Genomic DNA, 21802 nt, shown 5'->3' on the forward strand with positions numbered 1-21802 from the left:
GAAGTTTATTATGTTAATTGTATTAAATTGAACCATAAAAAAGAGAAAGGGAACGAGGCCCTTTCTCTAAATCAATCGTCTTTAGTTGTAAACATATAATCGCCATTCTCGTTTTGGATGGCGGCCATAATCCCAATCAACATCATGTTTGATAGTAGCGAACTACCACCGTAGCTTAGGAATGGAAGTGTAACCCCTGTTACAGGAAGGACACCCATTGTCATGCCGACGTTTTGGAAGATTTGGAATGCCAGTAAACTAATGATGCCGGCTGTTAATAAAGTTGTGAACTGTGATTTATTTGATAATGAAATTTGAACGAATCGGAAAATTAATAAGAATAAGATGATTAATACGAATGAAGCGCCGATGAAGCCAATTTCCTCTGCGATGTTCGCAAAAATGAAATCGGTATGTTTCTCCGGTGTATACACATCATTTCCACCAAAACCTTTTCCAAGTTCTTTACCAGAACCAATCGCTAGAATCCCTTGCTTCGTTTGGTAAGCAGAGTCACCATAACTGAAAGGATCTAACCAACCGCGAATACGCGATTGTTGGTGGGGTGAAAGTTTAGAGAGAATATTGTCTTGGAAAAAATCGTTCATGAAAATGTAAATATACGCGATCACACTAACGATGGTTACTGGGATGGCTAAAATCGGTAATAATATTTTTTTAGATATTTTTGAGAAGAATAACATTGGGAAAATCATAGCAAAGTAAAGCATGATCATACCTGTATCTGGTTGTTTATATACGACCAATGTTGGTGGTAATACAAGCAATAGAATTTTACCAATTAATAGAAAATCCATTTTGATTGATTTCACTGGGTATTTATCGTTATGTTTAACAATGATATGAGCAGTGAGAATTAATATGGCAAACTTCATAAATTCGGATGGTTGGAATGTCCCGATAAATGGGATTTGGTACCAAGATTTCGCTTCATTGACTGGTTTCGCAATACTTTCTGGAGCTACTATTAAAAATAGTAACGCGATGAAAATAGCGATGTACATACCCCAAGCAATTGTCTTTAGTTTGCTGACATCTGTTTGAGCAATGACGATCATTAGTACAATTCCTAGCACATAAAAGACTAATTGCTTAATAACAAAGCCTTTTGGATTGTCGTATTGACTGGAGCCATCAACAGCTGTATAGATAAATGCACAACTAATGGCACATAATACGACTAAAATCGTAATGATTTTACTATCTATTTTTATTTTCATTCAACAAACTCCTTACTTGATTAAACTAGAAGTTACAAAATATGTATCTATATTGAAGTTCCACAAACACACAGTTTTTAAACAGTATGAGAGAAATTTATCGATAAATGCAACGTAGTTTATTGTAACACGCTTCTTAACAAAGATGTGACGAAAACAAATCACAAATGTTTCATATTTTACATTTTCAACATATAATAGAATTCAGAGAAAGAGGTGATCGACTTGTCGAAAAAAATGCGTAATGCAGATGACTATATTAAACATTTATATGTACATACGAACGAATTAAATCAGTTTGTTATTTTTAGTGGCTTGAACTCTCGAGAATTTGTTTCTTCAGTCGGTCAGCTTGATAATTTATTGTTGTTAAAGCATCATCAAACGAATGATGAAGATGGCTCTTTCAATATGCATACACGCCTAGCCTTTATAGAGCAAAAGGAAATATTGAAATTTGCTAAAATGGCAAGCGATCAGAAGCGGGATCTATGTTGGATGGATTTTGAAAGTGAAAAGAAATTAAATCTATTAACACCTCAAGAACAAGCTGAATTATTATATATCGGGCATAAAAAAGAACCGATTCGATCGCCTTTCTATCATCAATTACAAAATCGTTTCGTCTATTTGGAAACGAAGGATGAAAAATTGGTGAAAGTATATGTGCGAGATGTTGAAGAAATTTTTCGAATTATCGTAAATGTCTTTAATAATCTGATTTCAGTAAAAGAGAGAGCAGCGTCATTTTGGCGTAGAAGACCGATGTCGATTGCACCAACTTTTAATGAAAATGATTGTAATCATTTCCGTGAAGAATTGAATGATGGCGCATTAATTTCAGTTTATCGAATAGAGAAGCCGAAAGTCGCATATGTATTAGAAGTGCGCAATGTGTCTGAATATAGTTTTGTGGATGAGATTTGGGATGACCTAAATAATATCTTGAAAAACGGGGCAGAAAAGACATTACAAAGTACGACTAAATAATCAATTCACAGGGTGTTTTTTAAGAAACATCCTTTTTTCTATGAAACTAAACATTTTCTTTGGATTTTTCCGCCCAAGATATTGGTATAGTGCTATTATAGAAATATTATTTTGAATGAATGAAATCGGGGTATATGATGATGAAAGGTTTTTTTTGGAACCTTTTGCAATTGAACACGTCCACTAAAATTCAATGATTTTCAAAGTCCGAATAAAATAGAATACTTTAAATGAAAAATGGAGGAATTTAAAATGAAGAAAAAATTAGGTTTATTATATGGAGGTCAATCAGCGGAGCATGAAGTTTCTTTAGCAACTGCAAAAGCTGTAACGCAAGCACTTGATTATGCACAATACGAAATTATTCCACTTTTCATTACGAGAAAAGGTGAATGGATTAAAGGGGCTGAATTAACAGAACCTGCACAATCGATTGAACAACTTCAATTAGAAGGAAAAGATCAAGCACATGATATTTCAAGTTTCTTAGCAGAACAACAAGCGAAGCCTTTCGATGTCATTTTCCCACTATTACACGGTACATACGGTGAAGATGGAACTGTTCAAGGTTTACTTGAAGTATTAAATATTCCTTACGTAGGCTGTGGCGTATTAGCTTCTTCGGCTGGTATGGATAAAGTTGTCATGAAGCAATTATTCGAAATTGCTGGACTGAAGCAAGTTGCTTATTCTTACTTCATCCGTAAAGAATGGCAAAAAAATCAACAAGCATTAATTGAAGAAATGGAAGAAAATTTAACGTACCCAATGTTTGTTAAACCAGCGAACCTTGGTTCAAGTGTTGGTGTTAGTAAAGCTTCAAATCAAGCTGAACTAGTTGAAGCGATTCAAATCGCCTTCAAATATGATCGTAAAGTAATCGTTGAAACAGGTGTAGTAGGTCGTGAAATCGAGATGGCAGTGCTTGGTAATGACGAGCCGAAAGTTTCTGTAGCTGGTGAGATTAAACCACTTACTGACTTCTATGATTATGATTCGAAATATAAAGATGATAATACACAATTGCTAATCCCGGCTCCAATCTCAGATGTCGTTGCGAAAGAAATGACAGATATGGCGATTCGCGCATTTAAAGTATTAGATGGCAGCGGTCTAGTTCGTGCAGACTTCTTCGTAACAGCTGACGATGAAGTATTAATCAATGAAGTGAATACTTTACCAGGCTTCACACCGGTAAGTATGTACCCAATTCTATGGAAAAATACAGGACTGCCATACCCAGAATTAATTGAAGAACTAATCCAACTAGCAATCGAACGTTACGAAGAAAAACAACAACTTCACTTCCAATAAGGTGGCAATGAGCGATGAAAAAGTCAATTCAACAAGTAGCAGAATGGTTAGGAAGTAATCAATCATTCGCAAATAATATAGAAGTAACTGGCGTTTCAATTAACACGCGAACATTACAAAAGGGCGATTTATTTATCCCTTTTAAAGGCGAAGCAGTAAATGGGCATAAATACGTTGCTCAAGCATTCGAAGCTGGAGCTTCTGCGACTCTTTGGCAAAAAGATGAGCCGAATCCACCTTCAGATGTCCCTGTTATATTCGTTGATGATGCGGAAGAAGCGTTACAGCAATTAGCATCAAGCTATCGCGCAGAACATCAGGCTACTTTTGTCGGGATTACAGGTTCAAATGGCAAAACTTCGACGAAGGATTTAGTAGCGGGCATGTTGTCGCCATACTATAAAGTGCAAAAAACAGAAGGTAATTTCAACAACCAATTAGGTATGCCATTAACAATTCTGTCATTAGATGAAGATACAGAATTTGCGATTTTGGAAATGGGAATGGACGGTTTTGGGCAAATTGAATTTTTAACTAAATTGGCTAAACCACATTATGTCATCATTACAAATATCGGCGAAGCGCATATGGAAGCACTTGGATCAAGAGCGGGTATCGCAAAAGCGAAATTCGAAATTATTCAAGGTTTACAAAGTAATGGCGAGCTATTCTTTGATGGCGACGAACCGTTACTTCAAGATTTAGTGCGTAAAGAAGCTGATTTAAAAACAGTGTCATTTGGCTTTGCGAACACGAATGAATTGTATGCTACGAAAATCGAATCGAATGAAACAGGTAGTAAATTCGTTTCTAACGGTTTAGTAGAGGGCGACTTTGAAATTCAAGTTCTCGGTAGCCATCAAGTGAAAAATACGTTAGCTGCAATTGGTTTAGCGCAAGCAATTGGACTATCAAAAGAGCAAACAGTTGAAGCGTTGCGAACAGTATCATTGACGAATATGCGTATGCAATTAGTGAATGGAACGAATGGCGTATTATTTATCAATGACGCTTATAATGCAGCACCTACTTCTGTTCGCGCAGCATTGGACTTTGTTGCTACAACTGAATTACGTCAAGATAAATGGGTCGTTCTTGGGGATATGCTGGAACTTGGCGACTTAGAAATGAAATATCACGAAGACTTAATCGAGGCGATTGATTTTAATGAAATCAAGCAACTTTGTTTATTTGGGCCTAGAATGAAAGTGTTAAGTGAAGCAATTCAGAAGCAGCAACCACAGGCATCTGTAGTTTGGGCTGAATCGGATTACACACCAATCATTAAATTGATCAATGAAAAAGCGACTGAAGAAACTTTAATTTTATTAAAGGGATCTCGAGGAATGGCTTTAGAAACAGTTTTAAATGAGTTTCAATAATTAAAGTATGCGTAATCTATTTTTAGGAATGGATTACGCATTTTTTTATGCAAATCGGGAATTAGAGATTATAAGGAGTGTGTGTCGATGAAGACTGGGATTTTGTTTATTCATGGGTTTACCGGGAATACTGTAGAGGTACAACCGCTTGCGGATTTTATAGCCGAAAGAAATGAAAAAATTATTTGTTCGATTCCGACACTATCTGGTCATGGAGTGGAATTGAAGTTGCATGGTGTGCGGGCAACACATTGGTTTCGTGATGTGGAGAACGCTTATCGAACGTTGGCTTCGAAAGTAGACCAAGTTGTAGTAGTTGGTTTTTCAATGGGAGGGGTTCTCGCATTATATCTTGCATTGAGATATCCAGTGAAGCGATTAGTTCTATTAAGTGCGGCCGTGAAATATATTGACCCTAAACAACTTTATCTAGTGGCAAAAGAATTGTTGATGAATCGAAAAAATTTAACAGATGAACAAAATAGATGGTTGCAACATTGTTTTTATCAAGCTAAAAATATGAATCCAATGGCTATAAAGAGTTTTACAGAAGTCGTTCATCAAGTGACGCCTTATCTGTCAGAAATTTCGCAGCCTGTCATGATCGTACAAGGGGAACAGGATGGACTTGTCCCAAAAGAAACAGCAGATTATCTATTTGATCATCTCGGTTCAACCGAAAAAATAAAATATTTTTCGAAAAATGGTCATCATCATATTTGTTTTAGTGACGACCGAACCAAGTGGTTTGAACAAGTTTACGACTTTATCTTTAAAGAAAACAAAAATCAGAATATTATGCCTGATTGTAATTGATTGCATACGAGGCTATGTCATGTTAGAATATTGAAAGCAATGGATACATTTTATGTGAAGACTCTCCATAAAAAAGGGAGAGTACTTTTTTTTGAACATTACGGTCGATTCTATACACCGTTAATTGAATAGAATTGAACCGCTCGGTAAAGACCGGGCTTTATTTTATCTAAAGTTACTCTGAATTTTACAGAGATATAATAGTTAAGGATATTTCCTAACATGAGGCTCGATTTGCCTATTTCATTTGAAGATGTAACCATTTGTCAAATTCATACACGAAAAAGGAGAATGAGAAGTTGACAAATTTTTCAGAACTAAATATCAGCGAATCAACATTAAAATCCCTAGAAAAAATGGGGTTTGAATCAGCAACACCAATCCAAGAAGGTACAATTCCATTAGCATTAGAAGGCCATGATATTATTGGTCAAGCACAAACTGGTACTGGTAAGACAGTAGCATTCGGTGTTCCTCTAATCGAAAAAATTGATCCAAAAGATCCTAATATCCAAGCATTAGTAATTGCTCCAACACGTGAGCTTGCAATCCAATGTGCAGAAGAATTCAACAAAATTGGTTACGGTAAACGTTCTCGTATCCTTTCTGTATACGGTGGACAAGACATTAGCCGCCAAATTCGCGCGCTAAAAAACAAACCACAAATCATCGTTGGTACTCCAGGTCGTATTCTTGACCATATCAAACGCCGTACACTTAAATTAGAAAACGTTCATACGCTAGTATTAGATGAAGCAGATGAAATGTTAAACATGGGGTTCATTGAGGATATCAATTCAATCCTTGAAAATGTACCATCTGAACGCCAAACACTTTTATTCTCTGCTACAATGCCACCAGCTATTCGTAAAATTGCTGATACATTCATGACTGAGCCGGAAAGCGTTAAAATTAAAGCTAAAGAATTAACAGTTGATAACATTGATCAATACTTTGTTAAAGCTCAAGAACGCGAAAAATTCGACATCCTTGCTCGTCTTTTAAATGTTCAACAACCAGAATTAGCAATCATATTCGGTCGTACTAAGCGTCGCGTAGACGAATTATCACAAGCTCTAGGTATTCGCGGTTACAATGCAGAAGGTATTCACGGTGATTTATCACAAGCGAAACGTCTTTCTGTATTACGTCAATTTAAAGAAAATAAAATTGAAGTATTAGTAGCAACAGACGTAGCAGCTCGTGGTTTAGATATCTCAGGCGTTACTCACGTTTACAACTTCGATATTCCACAAGATCCAGAATCATACGTTCACCGTATCGGTCGTACTGGTCGTGCTGGTAGATCAGGTAAGGCGATTACTTTTGTAACGCCACGTGAAATGGGTTACTTACGTATCGTAGAAGAAACTACTAAAAAACGTATGACTCCTTTAGAGCCACCAACAGCTGATGAAGCTCTTGTTGGACAAAGAAAAGTAGCTGTTGAGCAATTACAAGAACTAGTTGCTAAAAACAACGCTAGTGGTTACCGTGAAATGGCTGAAGAGTTATTGGCTAACAATAGTGCAGTTGACTTAGTTGCTGCAGCTCTTAAATCATTAACAAACGAACCAGATGATTCACCAATCAAAATCTCTGAAGAACGTCCATTACCAATGCGTCACGGTAAAGGTGGCGGTTCTCGTGGCGGCCGCGGAGGCGGTGGCGGCGGTTCTCGTGGCGGTCGTTCAGGCGATTCTCGCGGAGGTCGCGGTGGCGAACGTCGTTCAAGTGGTGGAGGTCGCTCAGGCGATTCTCGTCGTAGCGGTGGCGGAGAACGTGGCGGAGAACGTCGCGAAGGAAGCCGTTCAAGCGAATCACGTCGTCCAAGTGGCGAACGTCGTGAAGGCGGACGCTCAAGCGAATCACGTCGTCGTCCAAGTGGCGAACGTCGTCGTCGTTCAACTGAAGACTAATCTTAAAACTTCAAAACCTGTGTGGGAATTCCCGCACAGGTTTTTTTATTATGTAAAAGTAGATTATTACGTAAAGAAATGGGAAGATATTAAATGTATGGAACATTTCTATTATTCAAACGTATAATTTAATGGAGGGGAAAGGAGAAAGATATGAGTATAGAACTAAAGAATAAAATCGATCCAAAAGGTTTAACAGTTTGGCGAATTCACGCTATGATTACATCATTTATTACATTGATTATTACTGCTGGCGTTTTTGTTTGTACATATTATTTTGATTGGTATAGCTGGATTCAATATGCGCTATTAGCACTTTGGGTTGTAAGTGCAATTTTAGGGATTGTCGTATTTCCAAAAATCCGCTGGAGTCGATGGCGTTACGAAGTACGTGAGCAGGAGATTGAAATTCAATCAGGTTTATTTATTGTAGAAAGAACGCTCGTACCGATGATTCGAGTACAACATGTCGATACGATTCAAGGGCCGATTTTGAAAAAATATAATCTTTCGGAGATGAATATTTCAACTGCGGCTACACGACATACAATACCAGCGCTAAAAGCGGAAGAAGCAGATGAGTTGAGAATGCGTATTTCGAAATTAGCAAGGGTGGCTGAAGAAGATGTCTGAGCAAAAAGTGACGAGATTACATCCAATTACTTTAATCATCAACTTTGTTAGCCAAATAAAAGGCTTTGTCATTCCAGCAGCAGTATTATTAGTCAGTACATTTTCGAGTTTAACTTTTGATCCAAATGAGAAATTCTTCGTCAAAACGCTCATTTATACAGGAATCATGGCGCTTTTGGTAATCCTATTTGCGGTATTTTCGTGGATAAAATGGCGTAAATTTGTCTATTGGTTTGAAGATGGTGAGTTGCGAATTGAATATGGCCTTTTTGTAAAAAAGAAACGTTATATTCCATTTGAGCGAATCCAAACATTGAATTATAAAGAAAGTATTTTTCATAGAATATTCAAACTTGTGCGTGTAGAAATCGAAACAGCTGGGGATAGTTCTGGTTCATCGGAAGGTGAATTGACGGCGATTACGCGAGGACAAGCAGAGCAAATTGAAATCGAAATGAATAAGGCGAAAAATAAGGTTATTCACTCAGATGATGAAGATTCAGAAGAAGTAACCATTGAGAAAGTACCAGCAAAAAAAAGTATTTATAAAATGACGAACAAGGAGTTAATACTTTTAGCATCTACTTCAAGTAGTATGGGATTATTATTCGCTTCTGTATTTGCGATTGGTTCACAGTTTAATGACCTAATTCCATATGAACAAATCTATGGTGAAATGCAAAATATCATTAAATTCGGTGTCGTATTTATAATTGCAATTGTGCTTCTATTAATACTTTTCGCATGGATTGTTGCGGTAGCGCTTGCTTATATTGTGAACTATAACTTCAAAATTGAAGAATTAGACGACAAAATCTTTATTTCTAAAGGATTGTTAGAGAAGAAAAGTTTGACGATGCCATTGTATAGAATTCAAGGGATTCGAATTGTAGAAAATCCGATTAGACAAATATTTGGCTATTGTCGAGTAGTTGTTGATAGTGCTGGTGGTACAGGGGATGAGAAGGAAGATACAGTTGTGCTACTTCCTTTCATTAAGAAAAAAGAAGCGGTGAAAATATTACAAACTTTATTCCCTCAATATATTGTGGAAGATAAATTTGTGAAAGTTCCAAGGAAGTCACTCTTTAGATATTTGATGCTGCCAATCTATTTCTTAGTAATTCCAATCGCAGCAGTAAGTTATTTCTTCTATCCATATGGATTATTTTCTTTAATTATTGTACCAATCTGGATGATCATGAAGTTTTGGCAATACAAAACTGCTGGATTTGCGATGACGGATCTACAATTAACAATTGTGTATCGTTTCATTAGTAAATCGACAGTTATTATTTCAAAAAATAGAATTCAGGCGATGACGATGAAGCAAAGTTTCTTCGCGGAACGTAAAGACATCGCTACGAATAAAGTAAATATCATGTCAGGTATGACTGGGTTTACAGCTAAAACGAAGCACTTTGCGAAAGAGGAGCAAGAGAAAATGTTGGAGTGGTACAAACCGAATGCATAGGAAAAGGAGTCGCAAATGAATAAGCGACTCCCTTTTTGTTACTTGTTTCTAAGTTTAGTCCAACGCGCTAATCGTTTCGGATGGAATTGGTACATCCCAAGTAAAAATCCGATTAATAAGCCGACTAAGTGTGCAGTTACATTAATGTTCGGTTGTACAAAAGTCATCATTACCGAAATTCCGACCAGTGGTAAAATGAGTTGTTTAAACTGTGGCATTGTTTTTCTAGTATAATATACTAATGCTAAGTAAGCACCGAAAATACCGAAGATTGCACCACTTGCACCAACTGATGAGTAATCTAAAGGTTGAATAACATATGTAGCAACGTTTGCTAGAATGCCTGACAGAAGGTAGATTGTGAAGAAACGCAATTTACCTGCAATTCTTTCGAGTTCAGGACCGAAAACGTAAAGGCCAAACATATTAAACAACAAATGTAGAAAACCAGCATGTAAGAAAATTGCTGAAAATAATCGCCAATATTCCCCTTGCGAGATCATATAATTGTTGGCTACACCATAATACATTATTTGAAGTTGCATTGATGGGAATAAACCAAGAATGAAGACAATTAGATTTATACCAATCAAAATGGAAATTACAGGGTATAAACCAATATACTGTTTTAAAGTTTCTGTTCTATTAAACATTTAGTCACCTCATCGTGTAATATTAATAGTATACATGGAACTGTAAGTGCTGAGAAGGGAGATGGAATGATGATTAAAGGGATCGGTTTGGATATTGTAGAAATTATGCGAATTCAAAGGGCAAATGATATGAGCGACAAGTTTAAAGAGCGCATTTTGACAGCCCGTGAATTGGCGATTTTTAAACAATTAAAAACACGTAGACAACTCGAGTTCTTAGCAGGGCGTTTTTCTGCAAAGGAAGCATACGCTAAGGCAAATGGCACGGGATTAGGTAGGGCTTGTAAACTACATGATATTGAAATATTACCGAATGCTGTAGGTAAACCAGAATTATATTTTAAAGGTGAGAAGACGGGTGATTTCGTCAGCATTACGCATTCAAAAGAATATGCGGCTGCACAAGTCATCATTATGGAGAATTTTTCAAAATAGGGTTGAAAGATGAATGACAGGGGTAAATAAGTAACGTCGCGATTGAAATAGCGTGAAATGAACTACTCGATTATTTACCTCACAACTTTTGAGGATTATACTGAGAGAAATAAAAAGAAGAGGTAATAACAATGAATGAAAAAGCTTATTTCAGACCAACAATCGCAACAATTGATTTACAAGCGATTCAACAAAACGTTTCGAATTTGAAGAAATATTTAAAAACAGATGCTGAGATTATTGCTGTCGTAAAAGCAAATGCATATGGACATGGTGATGTTCAAGTATCAGAAGCAGCATTTCGAGCCGGTGCTACAATGTTAGCTGTTGCAACACCTGAAGAAGCATTACATATAAGAACAGCGATAAAAGAAGTACCACTGCTAATACTTGGAGCAGTGCCACAAGATTTTATTCCATTTGCTTCTCAAAATAATATTACGCTAACTGTTTTCTCTGCACAATGGATTGTACAAGCAAGTCGCGATTATGGGCATTTAGATTCAAAGGTAAAAGTCCATATGAAAATAGATAGTGGAATGGGAAGAATCGGAGTGAGAGAAGAAGCTGAACTCATCGCATTGCAAAAAGTAATTGTCCAATCGCCAATTTTTGAATTGGATGGTATCTTTACGCATTTCGCCACAGCGGATGAAGAAACTTCAGAATACTACGAAATTCAAAAGAGCAAATTCATACAACTAGTGAGTTCTTTAGATGAAAAACCTCGATTAGTTCATGCGGCCAATACGGCAGCTTCACTTGTGAAAGATCGAGTTGAATTTGATGCCGTGAGGTTTGGTATTTCAATGTATGGATTATCACCTTCAGAATTTGTAGAAACACAATTACCATTTGAGTTAAATCCAGCGTTAACGCTTGAATCAGAATTAGTTCATGTGAAGAAAATCCATAAAGGTGAACATGTTGGCTATGGTGCGAAGTTCGAAGCGGCTACAGACGAAACTTGGGTTGGTACTTTGCCGATAGGCTATGCGGATGGTCTACTTAGAGGACTTGAGGGCCAAGAAGTTTTAGTGCAAGGAGAGCGTGTAAAAATCATCGGACGTATTTGCATGGATCAAACGATGGTCCAACTTCCTAGAGAGATGGCAGTCGGTGAAAAGGTTGTGCTTATCGGAAAACAAAATAATAATTGTATTCCAATGCAAGAGTGGGCGGACCGATTACAGACGATTGTCTATGAAATATCATGTATGCTAAGCTCAAGAATCACAAGGGTTTATAAAGATTAATTCCATAATTTAGTATGTGTCAACTCGCGATAACTTTCAGAAAATAGATATTGTTTATGTCTGGACTCGTTTAAAACTACTTTCTTTTATATTTCTCTAATGTTAAGATAAGTCTTAAAGAGAGAAATCGAAAGAAAATAACGGGAACTTTTTGGAGGTGCTAGCTGTGGTGCAAAACAACGTCAAAGAAGCAATTCTACAAGTGTCATCTAGTTTTATTTCAGAAAATATCGAAGAAGCTTATAAAGAATTCGGCTCTCAAACCGAAGAAACATTATATATTCCTACAAAAAAAGTAGTGGAAATTAAACAAAAAAATGATATGCGAGATGCTATGGTTAAGGGATACGAAGAGATGTCTCAAATTAACTTATCAATATGCAGTGAATGTTTGCATTTAGAATATGAAGCTGAACATATGGTGGAGCGCCTCGTCTGCGGAGGATGAAAATTTGAACGTAAAACGTGGAGACGTTTTTTTTGCTGATTTATCACCAGTGGTGGGTTCAGAACAAGGTGGTACTCGACCAGTTTTGGTAATCCAAAACGATATTGGGAACCGCTTTAGCCCCACTGTAATTATCGCAGCAATAACAGCGCAAATTCAAAAAGCGAAGTTACCAACTCATGTAGAAATTAACGCGAAAAAGTACGGTTTTGAAAGAGACTCAGTTATTTTATTAGAGCAGTTAAGGACGATTGATAAGTCTAGACTTACTGATAAAATTACACAATTGGATGCACCTTTGATGGAAAAAGTTGAAGAAGCTTTGCAAATCAGTTTAGGGCTAGTCAAGTTTTAATTAGCATACATAGATTTTACCTGTTATATCAATTTGATATAGCAGGTTTTTTTCTTTTTGAAAACTGTCTAAACGATGCAAATTAATGGTTTATTTTTATGAAGATGGGGAAAAAGAATAGGTAGATTTGATTACTGTTGTTAGTAAAAAATATCCATTTTTGAAATAAGGCCTATTTATTACTTTAATTTGAAAGCAATAAAGTGATTTAAGACAAGAATTAATATACAATTATTAGTAGAAACAGTCGGGAGGGTTATTGGTTGAAAACAGAAATCATTCAATTTTTAGGTGAATATTTAGATGATATTGAAAACCGATGGCGATCACAGCTGCAAGTGGAGATGCCAGAACTATTTATAGACAGCTTACGTGCAGAGTTGACTGAACGAACAATATCGAAAGCAATCAAAATGATTCAGTCTTATTTAAAACACGAAGATCTTGACTTACTCGTTAAAGAAATTAGTGAAGTAGAAAAACCAATTCGAAAATTCATACCTCTTTTAGAATCATTTGAGTCAAGTACATATGATGTTTTACTAGAAAAGAGAAGTAAGACACCAGAAGAATTGGTGACGATTTTACAATCAATTAGAAGAGTGAAGAAGCTGATTTATACGAAGGTTGTTGATTTGTATGAAGAGCGATATGAAAAAATTATTAGCTTGCAGAAATTAGCATTAAGAGAGTTATCGACACCGATCATGCCGATCTTTGATCATGTTATTGTTGTGCCGATTATTGGGACAATAGATACAGAGCGAGCGAAGCAGATCATGGAAAATGTTTTAAATGCAGTAGTGAAAAATAAATCTAAAATTGTCCTAATAGATATTACAGGCGTACCTGTTGTGGATACTGTAGTTGCGCATCATCTCATACAAGTGGTTAGTGCAGTTCATATTGTTGGTGGGAAAAGTATGTTGGTTGGAATACGACCAGAAATTGCTCAAACACTTGTTACTTTGGGAATTGATTTATCAAGTGTATCAACTTTGGGGACATTACAAGAGGGTGTGCAAAAAGCGTTACAATTAACAAATAGAACAATTGGTGAGGTGAATGAACAGTGAATCCGAATATTCCAATTTTAAAATTAAAAGATTGTCTAATCGTATCCATTCAATGGGAGTTAGATGATCCGACCGCTATACAATTCCAAACCGATCTTTTAAAAAAATTAAGTGAAGTAAATGCTAGAGGGGTAGTCATAGATTTAACATCGATTGAATTTATTGATTCATTCATTGCCAGAATTCTAGGCGATATAATCCGTATGACAGCTTTAATGGGGGCTAAAGTGGCCATTACAGGAATTCAGCCAAGTATAGCGATTACTTTAGTAGAACTAGGCATTTATTTGTCGGATGTTATAACAGCACTGGACTTAGAAAGTGGCCTCGAAAAACTCCAACAGGAATTGGGGGCGTAGTGATATGGAGCGTTCATCAGTAGAAATACTAACTGAGTGGGATATTGTTGAAGCTAGACAGTCAGGTAGGAATGAGGCAAAAAAATTGGGTTTGGTGCAGTGGACCAAGCACGTATCACTACAGCAATAAGTGAATTAGCTAGAAATATTTATTTGTATGCAGAGACAGGTCATATATCAATTGAAATCTTAGAAGTAGATGATAAAAAAGGGATTAAAATTATCGCTAAAGATAAAGGGCCGGGAATTAAAGATATTCGTTTAGTAATACAAGATGGTTACTCGACTTCACAAGGGTTAGGAGCAGGATTGCCTGGTGTGAGAAGGCTTATGGATGAGTTCGATATCCAGACGTGGGCTGGAGAGGGAACAGAAGTTAGTATTATTAAGTGGCTCAGATGAGGAAGTGAATACAAATGTCCAAGGAAATTAAAAACCAGTATATGTCTTTGTTAGGGCAATATTTAAAATATCAAACAGAGCGAAACCTTTATTTGGGTCAGAATTTCAGTCGAAAACTTGTACAAAAGAATATAACCCCTGAAGAAGTTATTAGTATTCACAAGGAGTCCTTAGAAGAAATCTATTCAGGTAGCGATAATTTTACTGAGGACATGAGGAATGCACTCGATTTTTTAACGGAGTTTATGATTCAGTATGGCCTTGCCTTAGGAAAACAAAAGAATTTGCTGAAAAAACAAGAGGAGATGGATCATGAGCTAGAACTTGCTGCCAATGTGCAAAAGACAATGCTAAAAACAACTATACCTGAAATTGAAGGGCTATCCTTAGGTAGTGTTTCGATCCCTGCTCGAAAAATGAATGGCGACTATGTTTACTTTCAAGGGGACGGTAAGCGATTTGTTGGTATAGGAGTGGCAGATGTAGTAGGTAAAGGCATACCTGCTGCTTTATGCATGTCTATGGTTAAAAATGGTTTGGACACATTAGGTCAACCGAGTATTAGTCCATCTTATGCGCTTGATGTCTTAAATCGAATTGTTGAGAAAACAGTTGATGACAATATGTTTATCTCAATGTTCTATGGTAGATATGATCTTACACAATCTATTTTCACATATGCTTCGGCAGGCCATGAACCTGCATTGGTTTTTAAAGAAAAGACACAATCTTTTATTGAGCTTGAATCTGAGGGTTTATTATTGGGGGTTCTTCCAGATGTCCACAATCTTGAAAAAAATATTAATCTTGAAACAGGAGATATGGTGATTATCATGACAGATGGTGTAACAGAATGCCGTGTGGATGATCGTTTCATTGAGAAGGCAGAATTAATTGATTTGATTTATAAATACAAAGACCAAGAGCCGCAACAACTCGCAGAATCTATTCATCAAGAAATTGAAATGCTATCTAATTTTAATAAAATGGCTGATGATTTAACCTTTGTCATATTAAAAAAAGAAGATTAGTGAAGTAGATGTTTATGAACTTCGAAAAAAAGGTATTTAAGATTAATAGACTGTAATTAAAAATTGGGGTGCTAAACTATGGATTGTAAATTAGAAATCAACGAAAAAGAAAATAAGGTTATGGGAAAAGTAAATGGTGAAGTAGATGCTTTTACAGCTCCAGATTTACGTGATCAACTTTTAGAAGTTGAACTGAAGAAGGGTATGCTAGTTGAGTTAAATCTTGAAGGTGTTAGTTACATGGATAGTACTGGTTTAGGTGTTATTGTAGCATTTTATAAAAATATCACAGCTAAGGGAGCTAAATTAAAATTAACTCACTTATCGCAACGACTGCAAAGACTGTTTGATATAACAGGGCTTAGTGGTGTTATCCATATAGAGAAAGAAGGAGCTGTTGGCGATCATGAGAGAATTTGATTATTTTGAAATGAGAATCCCTTCTAAAACTCAGTATGTAGGTGTAGCTAGATTAGCGATTTCTGGTTTGGCTAATCGCATCGGTTTTTCCTATGATGAGATTGAAGATATTAAAATCGCTTCCAGCGAAGCTATTACGAACGCCATCCAACATGCCTATCCTGAAGAAGGAGAAAAGGGAGAAGTCGTAGTTGGGTGTGCAATTTATGAAGATAAGATTGAAATTATGATTGCTGATTACGGAAAGAGCTTTGACTTCGAACATATTTCGAAAAAAGTTGGCCCCTATGACGAGAATACAAATGCAGAGTTCATCCGTGAAGGCGGCCTCGGCCTATTTTTAATCGAAAGCTTAATGGATGAGGTCAAAGTTTTAAATGACAACGGTGTTACAGTTTTCATGACAAAATATGTTGCACGAGAGCAGGTGAAGGAGTATGTGGAAACGGACACCTTCTAAATCTGCCTCTAAGGAACAAGTATTAGAATGGATCCAAAAGTATCAAGATACAGAAGATGACGATGCACAAACAAATTTAGTATTACATTATCAATACTTAGTGGAGTCCATTGCGAGAAAGTATTCGAATGGTCGTTCTTACCATGATGATATAGCGCAAGTAGGAATGCTTGGTTTATTAGGTGCTATTCGACGGTTTGATCCTGATTTCGGTCGGAGTTTTGAAGCTTTCGCAGTACCGACGATTGTCGGAGAAATCAAACGATTTTTACGCGATAAAACATGGGATGTTCATGTCCCGCGTAGAATAAAAGAACTAGGTCCGAGAATTAAAGCGACAGTAGAACTGTTAACGATTGAACTTCAAAGATCTCCTTTGGTTTCTGAAGTTGCGGAAAGATTAGAGGTTTCGGAAGAAGAAGTATTAGAAGCGATGGAGATGAGTAGAAGTTATCAAGCATTATCGATGGACCATTCAATTGAATCGGATTCCGATGGTAGTACTGTAACGCTATTTGATGTTGTCGGTCGTGAAGATGAAGAGTACGAGAAGACGAATAAACGGATGATTGTTGCAGATGCAATGAGCGTTCTTTCTGATAGAGAGAAGCAAATCATCCAATTAACTTATCTTGAACAATTAAGTCAAAAAGAAGCAGGCGAGAAATTAGGTATTTCTCAAATGCATGTTTCCAGACTGCAGAGGAAGGCAATCAAAAAACTTCAGCAAGCAATCATTGCCTCTGGGGGTGTCTAGTATGGGAATGGAAGGTAGGAATAACTTTATTCATTACACTACTATGGTGCAAGCGAAAAATAATGCCGAGATTAGCGGAGATTTAGTCAATGTTATTTTGACGGAAGACTGTTGTATTGCGGCAATTGCAGATGGTTTAGGCAGCGGAGCTGGGGCGAATGCCTCGGCGACTGTTGTCGTTAATGAACTATCTCATGAGAAAGTTGGAAATATTGCGGATATCCTTTATCAAAGTAATCTGCAAATGAAGGGCAAACGTGGTGCGGTCGCGGCGATCATTAAAATTCGTTTCGAACAAAAGGTTATAGAGTATACGAGTATTGGAAATATTTCTTGTTATGTTTTTAATCCGATTCAAGAAAAGGTGATTTATCCGAGACAGAAGACAGGGTATTTATCAGGAATGGATCAGACTTTCACAGTGCAAGCGATGGAGTATCAGGAAGGTGATTTTTTCCTATTACATACGGATGGTATCCAACTAGGTAATCCTCGAAGTCTTTTGGATGAGGAAGAGTTTATAAAACTACAGAGAATGCATTCTGAAGTAGTCCATATTCAAAATGATGATGCAAGTTTTATTGCAGGTCGCCTATTCTAACTAGAATAGGCTTTTTTTAATTGTTTTTGCTAAACTAGAAGTATTGGAGGGATCTACATGGAAACCGAAATCTTAAATAAATTAATCGCAACTGAGCTACAAATTAAACCGCATCAAGTGAATCAAGTTATTTCATTGCTTGAGGAAGGGAATACAGTACCTTTCATTGCGCGATACCGTAAAGAAATGACAGGTTCTTTAGATGAGGTTCAAATTAAAGGGATTGAAGATCGTCATCATTATATTCAACAACTGGAGCAGCGAAAAGAAGAGGTCATTCGCTTAATTGCAGAACAAGAGAAATTGACGCCGGAATTGGAAGCGTCTATTCGTAAAGCAACGATTTTGAAAAAAGTTGAAGATCTATACAGACCATATAAGCAGAAAAGAAAAACGCGTGCTACTACAGCTAAAGCAAAAGGGCTTGAGCCTTTAGCAGAATTCGTGTTAGAACAGACGAATGCTTCGCTTGATACGGAAGCGGCAAAATATTTGACGGACGAAGTATCTTCTATAGAAGAAGCTTTACAAGGAGCGCGTGATATTTTAGCGGAGAGATTTGCAGATGATGCAGCAATCCGAGAACAAATTCGTAAAGTAACTTGGCGTGAAGGAATTATGCTAACTTCCGTGAAAGAACAAGAGAAAGATGAAAAAGCTGTATATGAAATGTATTATGATTACAGTGAACCAATTGCAAAGGTCGTGCCACATAGAACATTAGCGATTAATCGCGGTGAAAAAGAAGGCGTACTTAAAGTAAGCATTCAGTCAGCAATTGAGCAAATTCATCAAGTGATGCGTAGAAAATGGATGAAGAATCATAAAAACCAATCTACAGCTCAAATTGAAGAAACGATTGTCGATAGTTACAAGCGATTATTAGAACCTTCTATAGAAAGAGAAATTCGCACGGAGTTGACGGAGAAAGCGGAGAACCAAGCGATTCACATTTTCTCGGAAAACTTACGTAACTTATTATTACAACCACCAATGAAGGAAAAGTATGTTTTAGGATTGGATCCGGCATACAGAACTGGATGTAAGCTAGCTGTAGTTGACGATACAGGTAAAATGCTTGAAATATCGGTCATTTACCCACATCCACCAAATTCTAAAAAATCAGATGCGAAAAAGACTTTCATTGAGCTGTTGAAAAAGTATCCAATTGATATTATTGCGATTGGTAATGGTACAGCATCGCGTGAATCAGAAGCTTTCGTGGCAGATATTTTACGTGAATTAGACAGTCAAGCTGCTTATGTAATCGTCAATGAAGCGGGGGCGAGTGTTTACTCAGCATCCGAAGTTGCACGTGATGAGTTCCCGAATCTTCAAGTTGAGCAGAGAAGTGCGGTATCGATTGCACGTCGTTTACAAGATCCACTTGCAGAGTTAGTGAAAATCGAACCGAAAGCAGTTGGAGTCGGTCAATACCAACATGATGTTTCGCAGAAGAAATTAGTGGACTCACTTGATTTCATTGTTGAAACAGCAGTAAACCAAGTTGGTGTCGATGTAAACACAGCTTCGTCTTCTTTATTGCAACATGTTTCTGGACTTTCGAAAACAGTAGCGGAGAACATTGTGACGGTTCGTGGAGAGAATGGGAAGTTTACAGCTCGTACACAATTGAAGAAAATTCCACGACTTGGCGCGAAGACTTATGAGCAAGCGATTGGATTCTTACGTGTATTAGATGCGAAAAACCCATTAGATGGAACAGGAATTCACCCTGAAAGTTATGCTCTTGCAAAAGGGATTTTAGATAAAGCTGGTTTAACAGTGAAGAAGATTGGTACTACCGAAGCGGAAGAAGCGATTAAACAATTAGATATTGTTCAATTAGCGAAGGAATTTGAAGTGGGTGAAATTACGATCAAAGATGTCATCGAGATGCTGATGAAACCTTCTCGAGATCCACGTGATGCATTCCCGCAACCACTTTTAAAACAAGATGTCTTGAAAATGGAAGATTTAAAAGCGGGGATGGAGCTACAAGGGACTGTTCGGAATGTTGTCGATTTCGGAGCGTTTGTTGATATCGGTGTAAAACAAGATGGTTTAGTCCATATTTCAAAACTTAAAAAAGGTTTTGTGAAACATCCATTAGATGTCGTTGCGCTTGGTGATATCGTAACGGTATGGGTAGATGACATTGATGCGAAAAAAGGAAGAGTATCTTTAACGATGCTTCCACCACAGTAATGAGAATGGAACTACAGTATAATAACTGTAGTTCTATTTTTTTGAGGAGATGAGTCATATGACAGATGAGCAACTGACGGCTTTAGTGAAAGATGTATCGATTAAGCATTTCCAGAAACCCTTTTTACATACTGCTCTTTTTAATTCACGTTTAAGAACGACTGGTGGAAGGTATGTATTAAATAATCATTATATAGAAGTGAATCGAAAATACTTTGATGAATTTGGTATGGATGAGCTTGAAGGGATTATTAAACATGAATTATGTCATTACCACTTACATATAGAAGGAAAAGGATATAAGCATGGTGATCGAGATTTTAAGGAATTGTTATTGAAAACAGACTCGCCGAGGCATTGTAATACTTTACCAGTAAAGTATTATCTCTATGAATGTACGAAATGTGGATTACAATATAGAAGGAAAAGAAAGATAAACACGCGTAAATACTGTTGTAGCAAGTGTTCAGGACGTATATTGAAAAAAGAATAAAGTTTTTTTAGAAAAACAGTTGACCTTTTACAAATACCTCTCTATAATAATAGAAGTCGACAAGGTGATAAACACTTTGAAGGCAATCAGGTTATTCCGTTGTAGCTCAGTTGGTAGCAGCATCTGACTGTTAATCAGAGGGTCGCAGGTTCGAGTCCTGCCAACGGAGCCATGGCCCCTTGGTCAAGCGGTTAAGACACCGCCCTTTCACGGCGGTAACACGGGTTCGAATCCCGTAGGGGTCACCATTTTTATACGGTCCGGTAGTTCAGCTGGTTAGAATGCCTGCCTGTCACGCAGGAGGTCGCGGGTTCGAGTCCCGTCCGGACCGCCATTTTAAATTTAATACTTTTGGGATATAGCCAAGCGGTAAGGCAACGGATTTTGATTCCGTCACGCCCTGGTTCGAATCCAGGTATCCCAGCCATTTTTATTTCCCACGAGTCATTAGCTCAGTTGGTAGAGCATCTGACTTTTAATCAGAGGGTCGCAGGTTCGAATCCTGCATGACTCACCATTTCTTTTAAAAAAGTTGTTGACAAACAACTGGCTGAATGTTATGATAGTAAAGCATTCGTTAAGAGATGCGGCCGTGGCGGAATGGCAGACGCGCTAGGTTGAGGGCCTAGTCGAGATTACTCGGTGGAGGTTCAAGTCCTCTCGACCGCACCAAGAACACTTTTAAACAAAACATTATGTAACTATTATAATACGCGCCCATAGCTCAATTGGATAGAGCGTCTGACTACGGATCAGAAGGTTGTGGATTCGACTTCTGCTGGGCGCACCATATTTCTTTCATATGTTATATACACCATGCGGGTGTAGTTTAGTGGTAAAACCACAGCCTTCCAAGCTGTTGTCGGGAGTTCGATTCTCCTCACCCGCTCCATGAACCTTGAAAACTAAACAAGCAAGAAGTTAATCACAATAAAGTCTTATCACTTAGTGGTAAGCAATTGTTATCATAGATAACGCTAGCAAAGCAAATGAGCTTTCAAACACTTTTTATGGAGAGTTTGATCCTGGCTCAGGACGAACGCTGGCGGCGTGCCTAATACATGCAAGTCGAGCGAGAT

The 21802-nt window shown here is 37.3% G+C and carries 22 protein-coding genes, 8 tRNA genes, 1 rRNA gene and 1 pseudogene; 30 read left to right on the forward strand and 2 right to left on the reverse strand.

What is annotated here, in order from left to right:
* Positions 1-71: 71 nt before the first annotated feature.
* Positions 72-1241 (reverse strand): FtsW/RodA/SpoVE family cell cycle protein, encoded by a 1170-nt coding sequence (locus tag DF281_RS03485; protein WP_109348856.1) that lies wholly within the window; start codon positions 1239-1241, stop codon positions 72-74.
* 216 nt (positions 1242-1457) lie between these two features.
* On the opposite strand from DF281_RS03485, the gene DF281_RS03490 reads away from it, so the two are divergent.
* From DF281_RS03490 to DF281_RS03520, 7 genes are all read left to right on the forward strand, one after another.
* The gene (locus tag DF281_RS03490) at positions 1458-2231 is read left to right on the forward strand and encodes a hypothetical protein (RefSeq protein WP_240605503.1); all 774 of its coding nucleotides are present in this window, start codon (positions 1458-1460) and stop codon (positions 2229-2231) included.
* 252 nt (positions 2232-2483) lie between these two features.
* Positions 2484-3545, forward strand: a complete 1062-nt coding sequence (locus DF281_RS03495) for a D-alanine--D-alanine ligase (RefSeq protein WP_109348857.1) — start codon at positions 2484-2486, stop codon at positions 3543-3545.
* A 14-nt stretch (positions 3546-3559) separates the two neighbouring features.
* Positions 3560-4927, forward strand: a complete 1368-nt coding sequence (locus DF281_RS03500; protein WP_109348858.1) for a UDP-N-acetylmuramoyl-tripeptide--D-alanyl-D-alanine ligase — start codon at positions 3560-3562, stop codon at positions 4925-4927.
* Between the two features lie 87 nt (positions 4928-5014).
* On the forward strand, positions 5015-5743 hold the full coding sequence (locus DF281_RS03505; RefSeq protein ID WP_109348859.1) for an alpha/beta hydrolase: 729 nt from the start codon (positions 5015-5017) through the stop codon (positions 5741-5743).
* Between the two features lie 299 nt (positions 5744-6042).
* Positions 6043-7662 carry a degradosome RNA helicase CshA gene (gene cshA / locus DF281_RS03510; protein WP_109348860.1) on the forward strand — a complete coding sequence of 540 codons (1620 nt, stop codon included), beginning with the start codon at positions 6043-6045 and terminating at the stop codon, positions 7660-7662.
* Between the two features lie 153 nt (positions 7663-7815).
* A complete protein-coding gene (locus DF281_RS03515; protein ID WP_109348861.1) occupies positions 7816-8295 on the forward strand; it encodes a PH domain-containing protein in 480 nt (159 codons plus the stop codon).
* Complete coding sequence (locus tag DF281_RS03520; RefSeq protein WP_109348862.1) at positions 8288-9769, forward strand: PH domain-containing protein; 1482 nt, start codon at positions 8288-8290, stop codon at positions 9767-9769. The genes DF281_RS03515 and DF281_RS03520 overlap by 8 nt, the downstream gene beginning before the upstream one ends.
* A 38-nt stretch (positions 9770-9807) precedes the next feature.
* On the opposite strand, the gene DF281_RS03525 is transcribed toward DF281_RS03520, so the two are convergent.
* Positions 9808-10422: a rhomboid family intramembrane serine protease gene (locus tag DF281_RS03525; RefSeq protein WP_109348863.1), complete on the reverse strand. Its 615-nt coding sequence runs from the start codon at positions 10420-10422 to the stop codon at positions 9808-9810.
* 69 nt (positions 10423-10491) lie between these two features.
* Between DF281_RS03525 and acpS the strand changes: the two genes are divergently transcribed.
* The 23 genes and pseudogenes from acpS to DF281_RS03640 form a co-directional block, all read left to right on the forward strand.
* Positions 10492-10857 carry a holo-ACP synthase gene (gene acpS / locus DF281_RS03530; RefSeq protein ID WP_109348881.1) on the forward strand — a complete coding sequence of 122 codons (366 nt, stop codon included), beginning with the start codon at positions 10492-10494 and terminating at the stop codon, positions 10855-10857.
* Positions 10858-10988: 131 nt separating this feature from the next.
* The gene (alr, locus tag DF281_RS03535) at positions 10989-12113 is read left to right on the forward strand and encodes an alanine racemase (RefSeq protein WP_109348864.1); all 1125 of its coding nucleotides are present in this window, start codon (positions 10989-10991) and stop codon (positions 12111-12113) included.
* A gap of 166 nt (positions 12114-12279) precedes the next feature.
* Positions 12280-12561, forward strand: coding sequence for a transcriptional regulator (locus DF281_RS14940; RefSeq protein ID WP_269471720.1), 282 nt, complete (start codon positions 12280-12282; stop codon positions 12559-12561).
* Between the two features lie 4 nt (positions 12562-12565).
* Positions 12566-12916: a type II toxin-antitoxin system PemK/MazF family toxin gene (locus DF281_RS03545; RefSeq protein ID WP_109348865.1), complete on the forward strand. Its 351-nt coding sequence runs from the start codon at positions 12566-12568 to the stop codon at positions 12914-12916.
* 263 nt (positions 12917-13179) lie between these two features.
* Positions 13180-13992 carry an STAS domain-containing protein gene (locus DF281_RS03550; protein ID WP_240605504.1) on the forward strand — a complete coding sequence of 271 codons (813 nt, stop codon included), beginning with the start codon at positions 13180-13182 and terminating at the stop codon, positions 13990-13992.
* Complete coding sequence (locus tag DF281_RS03555; RefSeq protein WP_109348866.1) at positions 13989-14351, forward strand: STAS domain-containing protein; 363 nt, start codon at positions 13989-13991, stop codon at positions 14349-14351. Before DF281_RS03550 ends, DF281_RS03555 begins: the two co-directional genes overlap by 4 nt.
* Positions 14352-14355: 4 nt before the next feature.
* Positions 14356-14753, forward strand: a pseudogene (locus DF281_RS03560) (anti-sigma regulatory factor).
* 14 nt (positions 14754-14767) lie between these two features.
* Positions 14768-15784 (forward strand): PP2C family protein-serine/threonine phosphatase, encoded by a 1017-nt coding sequence (locus tag DF281_RS03565; protein ID WP_109348867.1) that lies wholly within the window; start codon positions 14768-14770, stop codon positions 15782-15784.
* A gap of 78 nt (positions 15785-15862) precedes the next feature.
* Positions 15863-16204 carry an STAS domain-containing protein gene (locus DF281_RS03570; RefSeq protein WP_109348868.1) on the forward strand — a complete coding sequence of 114 codons (342 nt, stop codon included), beginning with the start codon at positions 15863-15865 and terminating at the stop codon, positions 16202-16204.
* Entirely contained in the window at positions 16191-16664 is a 474-nt protein-coding gene (gene rsbW / locus DF281_RS03575) for an anti-sigma B factor RsbW (protein ID WP_109348869.1), read from the forward strand. The genes DF281_RS03570 and rsbW overlap by 14 nt, the downstream gene beginning before the upstream one ends.
* Positions 16642-17421 (forward strand): RNA polymerase sigma factor SigB, encoded by a 780-nt coding sequence (sigB, locus tag DF281_RS03580; RefSeq protein WP_109348870.1) that lies wholly within the window; start codon positions 16642-16644, stop codon positions 17419-17421. The genes rsbW and sigB overlap by 23 nt, the downstream gene beginning before the upstream one ends.
* 1 nt (position 17422) lies before the next feature.
* Positions 17423-18022 carry a SpoIIE family protein phosphatase gene (locus tag DF281_RS03585; protein WP_166636059.1) on the forward strand — a complete coding sequence of 200 codons (600 nt, stop codon included), beginning with the start codon at positions 17423-17425 and terminating at the stop codon, positions 18020-18022.
* A 57-nt stretch (positions 18023-18079) separates the two neighbouring features.
* On the forward strand, positions 18080-20230 hold the full coding sequence (locus DF281_RS03590; protein ID WP_109348872.1) for a Tex family protein: 2151 nt from the start codon (positions 18080-18082) through the stop codon (positions 20228-20230).
* A gap of 58 nt (positions 20231-20288) precedes the next feature.
* Positions 20289-20723: a SprT family protein gene (locus DF281_RS03595; RefSeq protein ID WP_109348873.1), complete on the forward strand. Its 435-nt coding sequence runs from the start codon at positions 20289-20291 to the stop codon at positions 20721-20723.
* Between the two features lie 95 nt (positions 20724-20818).
* Positions 20819-20895, forward strand: a tRNA-Asn gene (locus DF281_RS03600).
* Position 20896: 1 nt separating this feature from the next.
* Positions 20897-20971, forward strand: a tRNA-Glu gene (locus DF281_RS03605).
* A gap of 9 nt (positions 20972-20980) precedes the next feature.
* Positions 20981-21057: transfer RNA gene (locus tag DF281_RS03610), tRNA-Asp, on the forward strand.
* Positions 21058-21075: 18 nt separating this feature from the next.
* Positions 21076-21150, forward strand: a tRNA-Gln gene (locus tag DF281_RS03615).
* A gap of 14 nt (positions 21151-21164) precedes the next feature.
* Positions 21165-21240, forward strand: a tRNA-Lys gene (locus DF281_RS03620).
* A gap of 69 nt (positions 21241-21309) precedes the next feature.
* A tRNA-Leu gene (locus DF281_RS03625) sits at positions 21310-21395 on the forward strand.
* A gap of 41 nt (positions 21396-21436) precedes the next feature.
* A tRNA-Arg gene (locus DF281_RS03630) sits at positions 21437-21513 on the forward strand.
* 28 nt (positions 21514-21541) lie between these two features.
* Positions 21542-21615 (forward strand) — tRNA-Gly (locus DF281_RS03635).
* A gap of 115 nt (positions 21616-21730) precedes the next feature.
* Positions 21731-21802 (forward strand): 16S ribosomal RNA (locus DF281_RS03640); the annotation flags it as partial.

Origin of the sequence: Kurthia zopfii, from assembly GCF_003143955.1 — a bacterium.
In the GTDB taxonomy this organism is placed as follows: domain Bacteria; phylum Bacillota; class Bacilli; order Bacillales_A; family Planococcaceae; genus Kurthia; species Kurthia zopfii.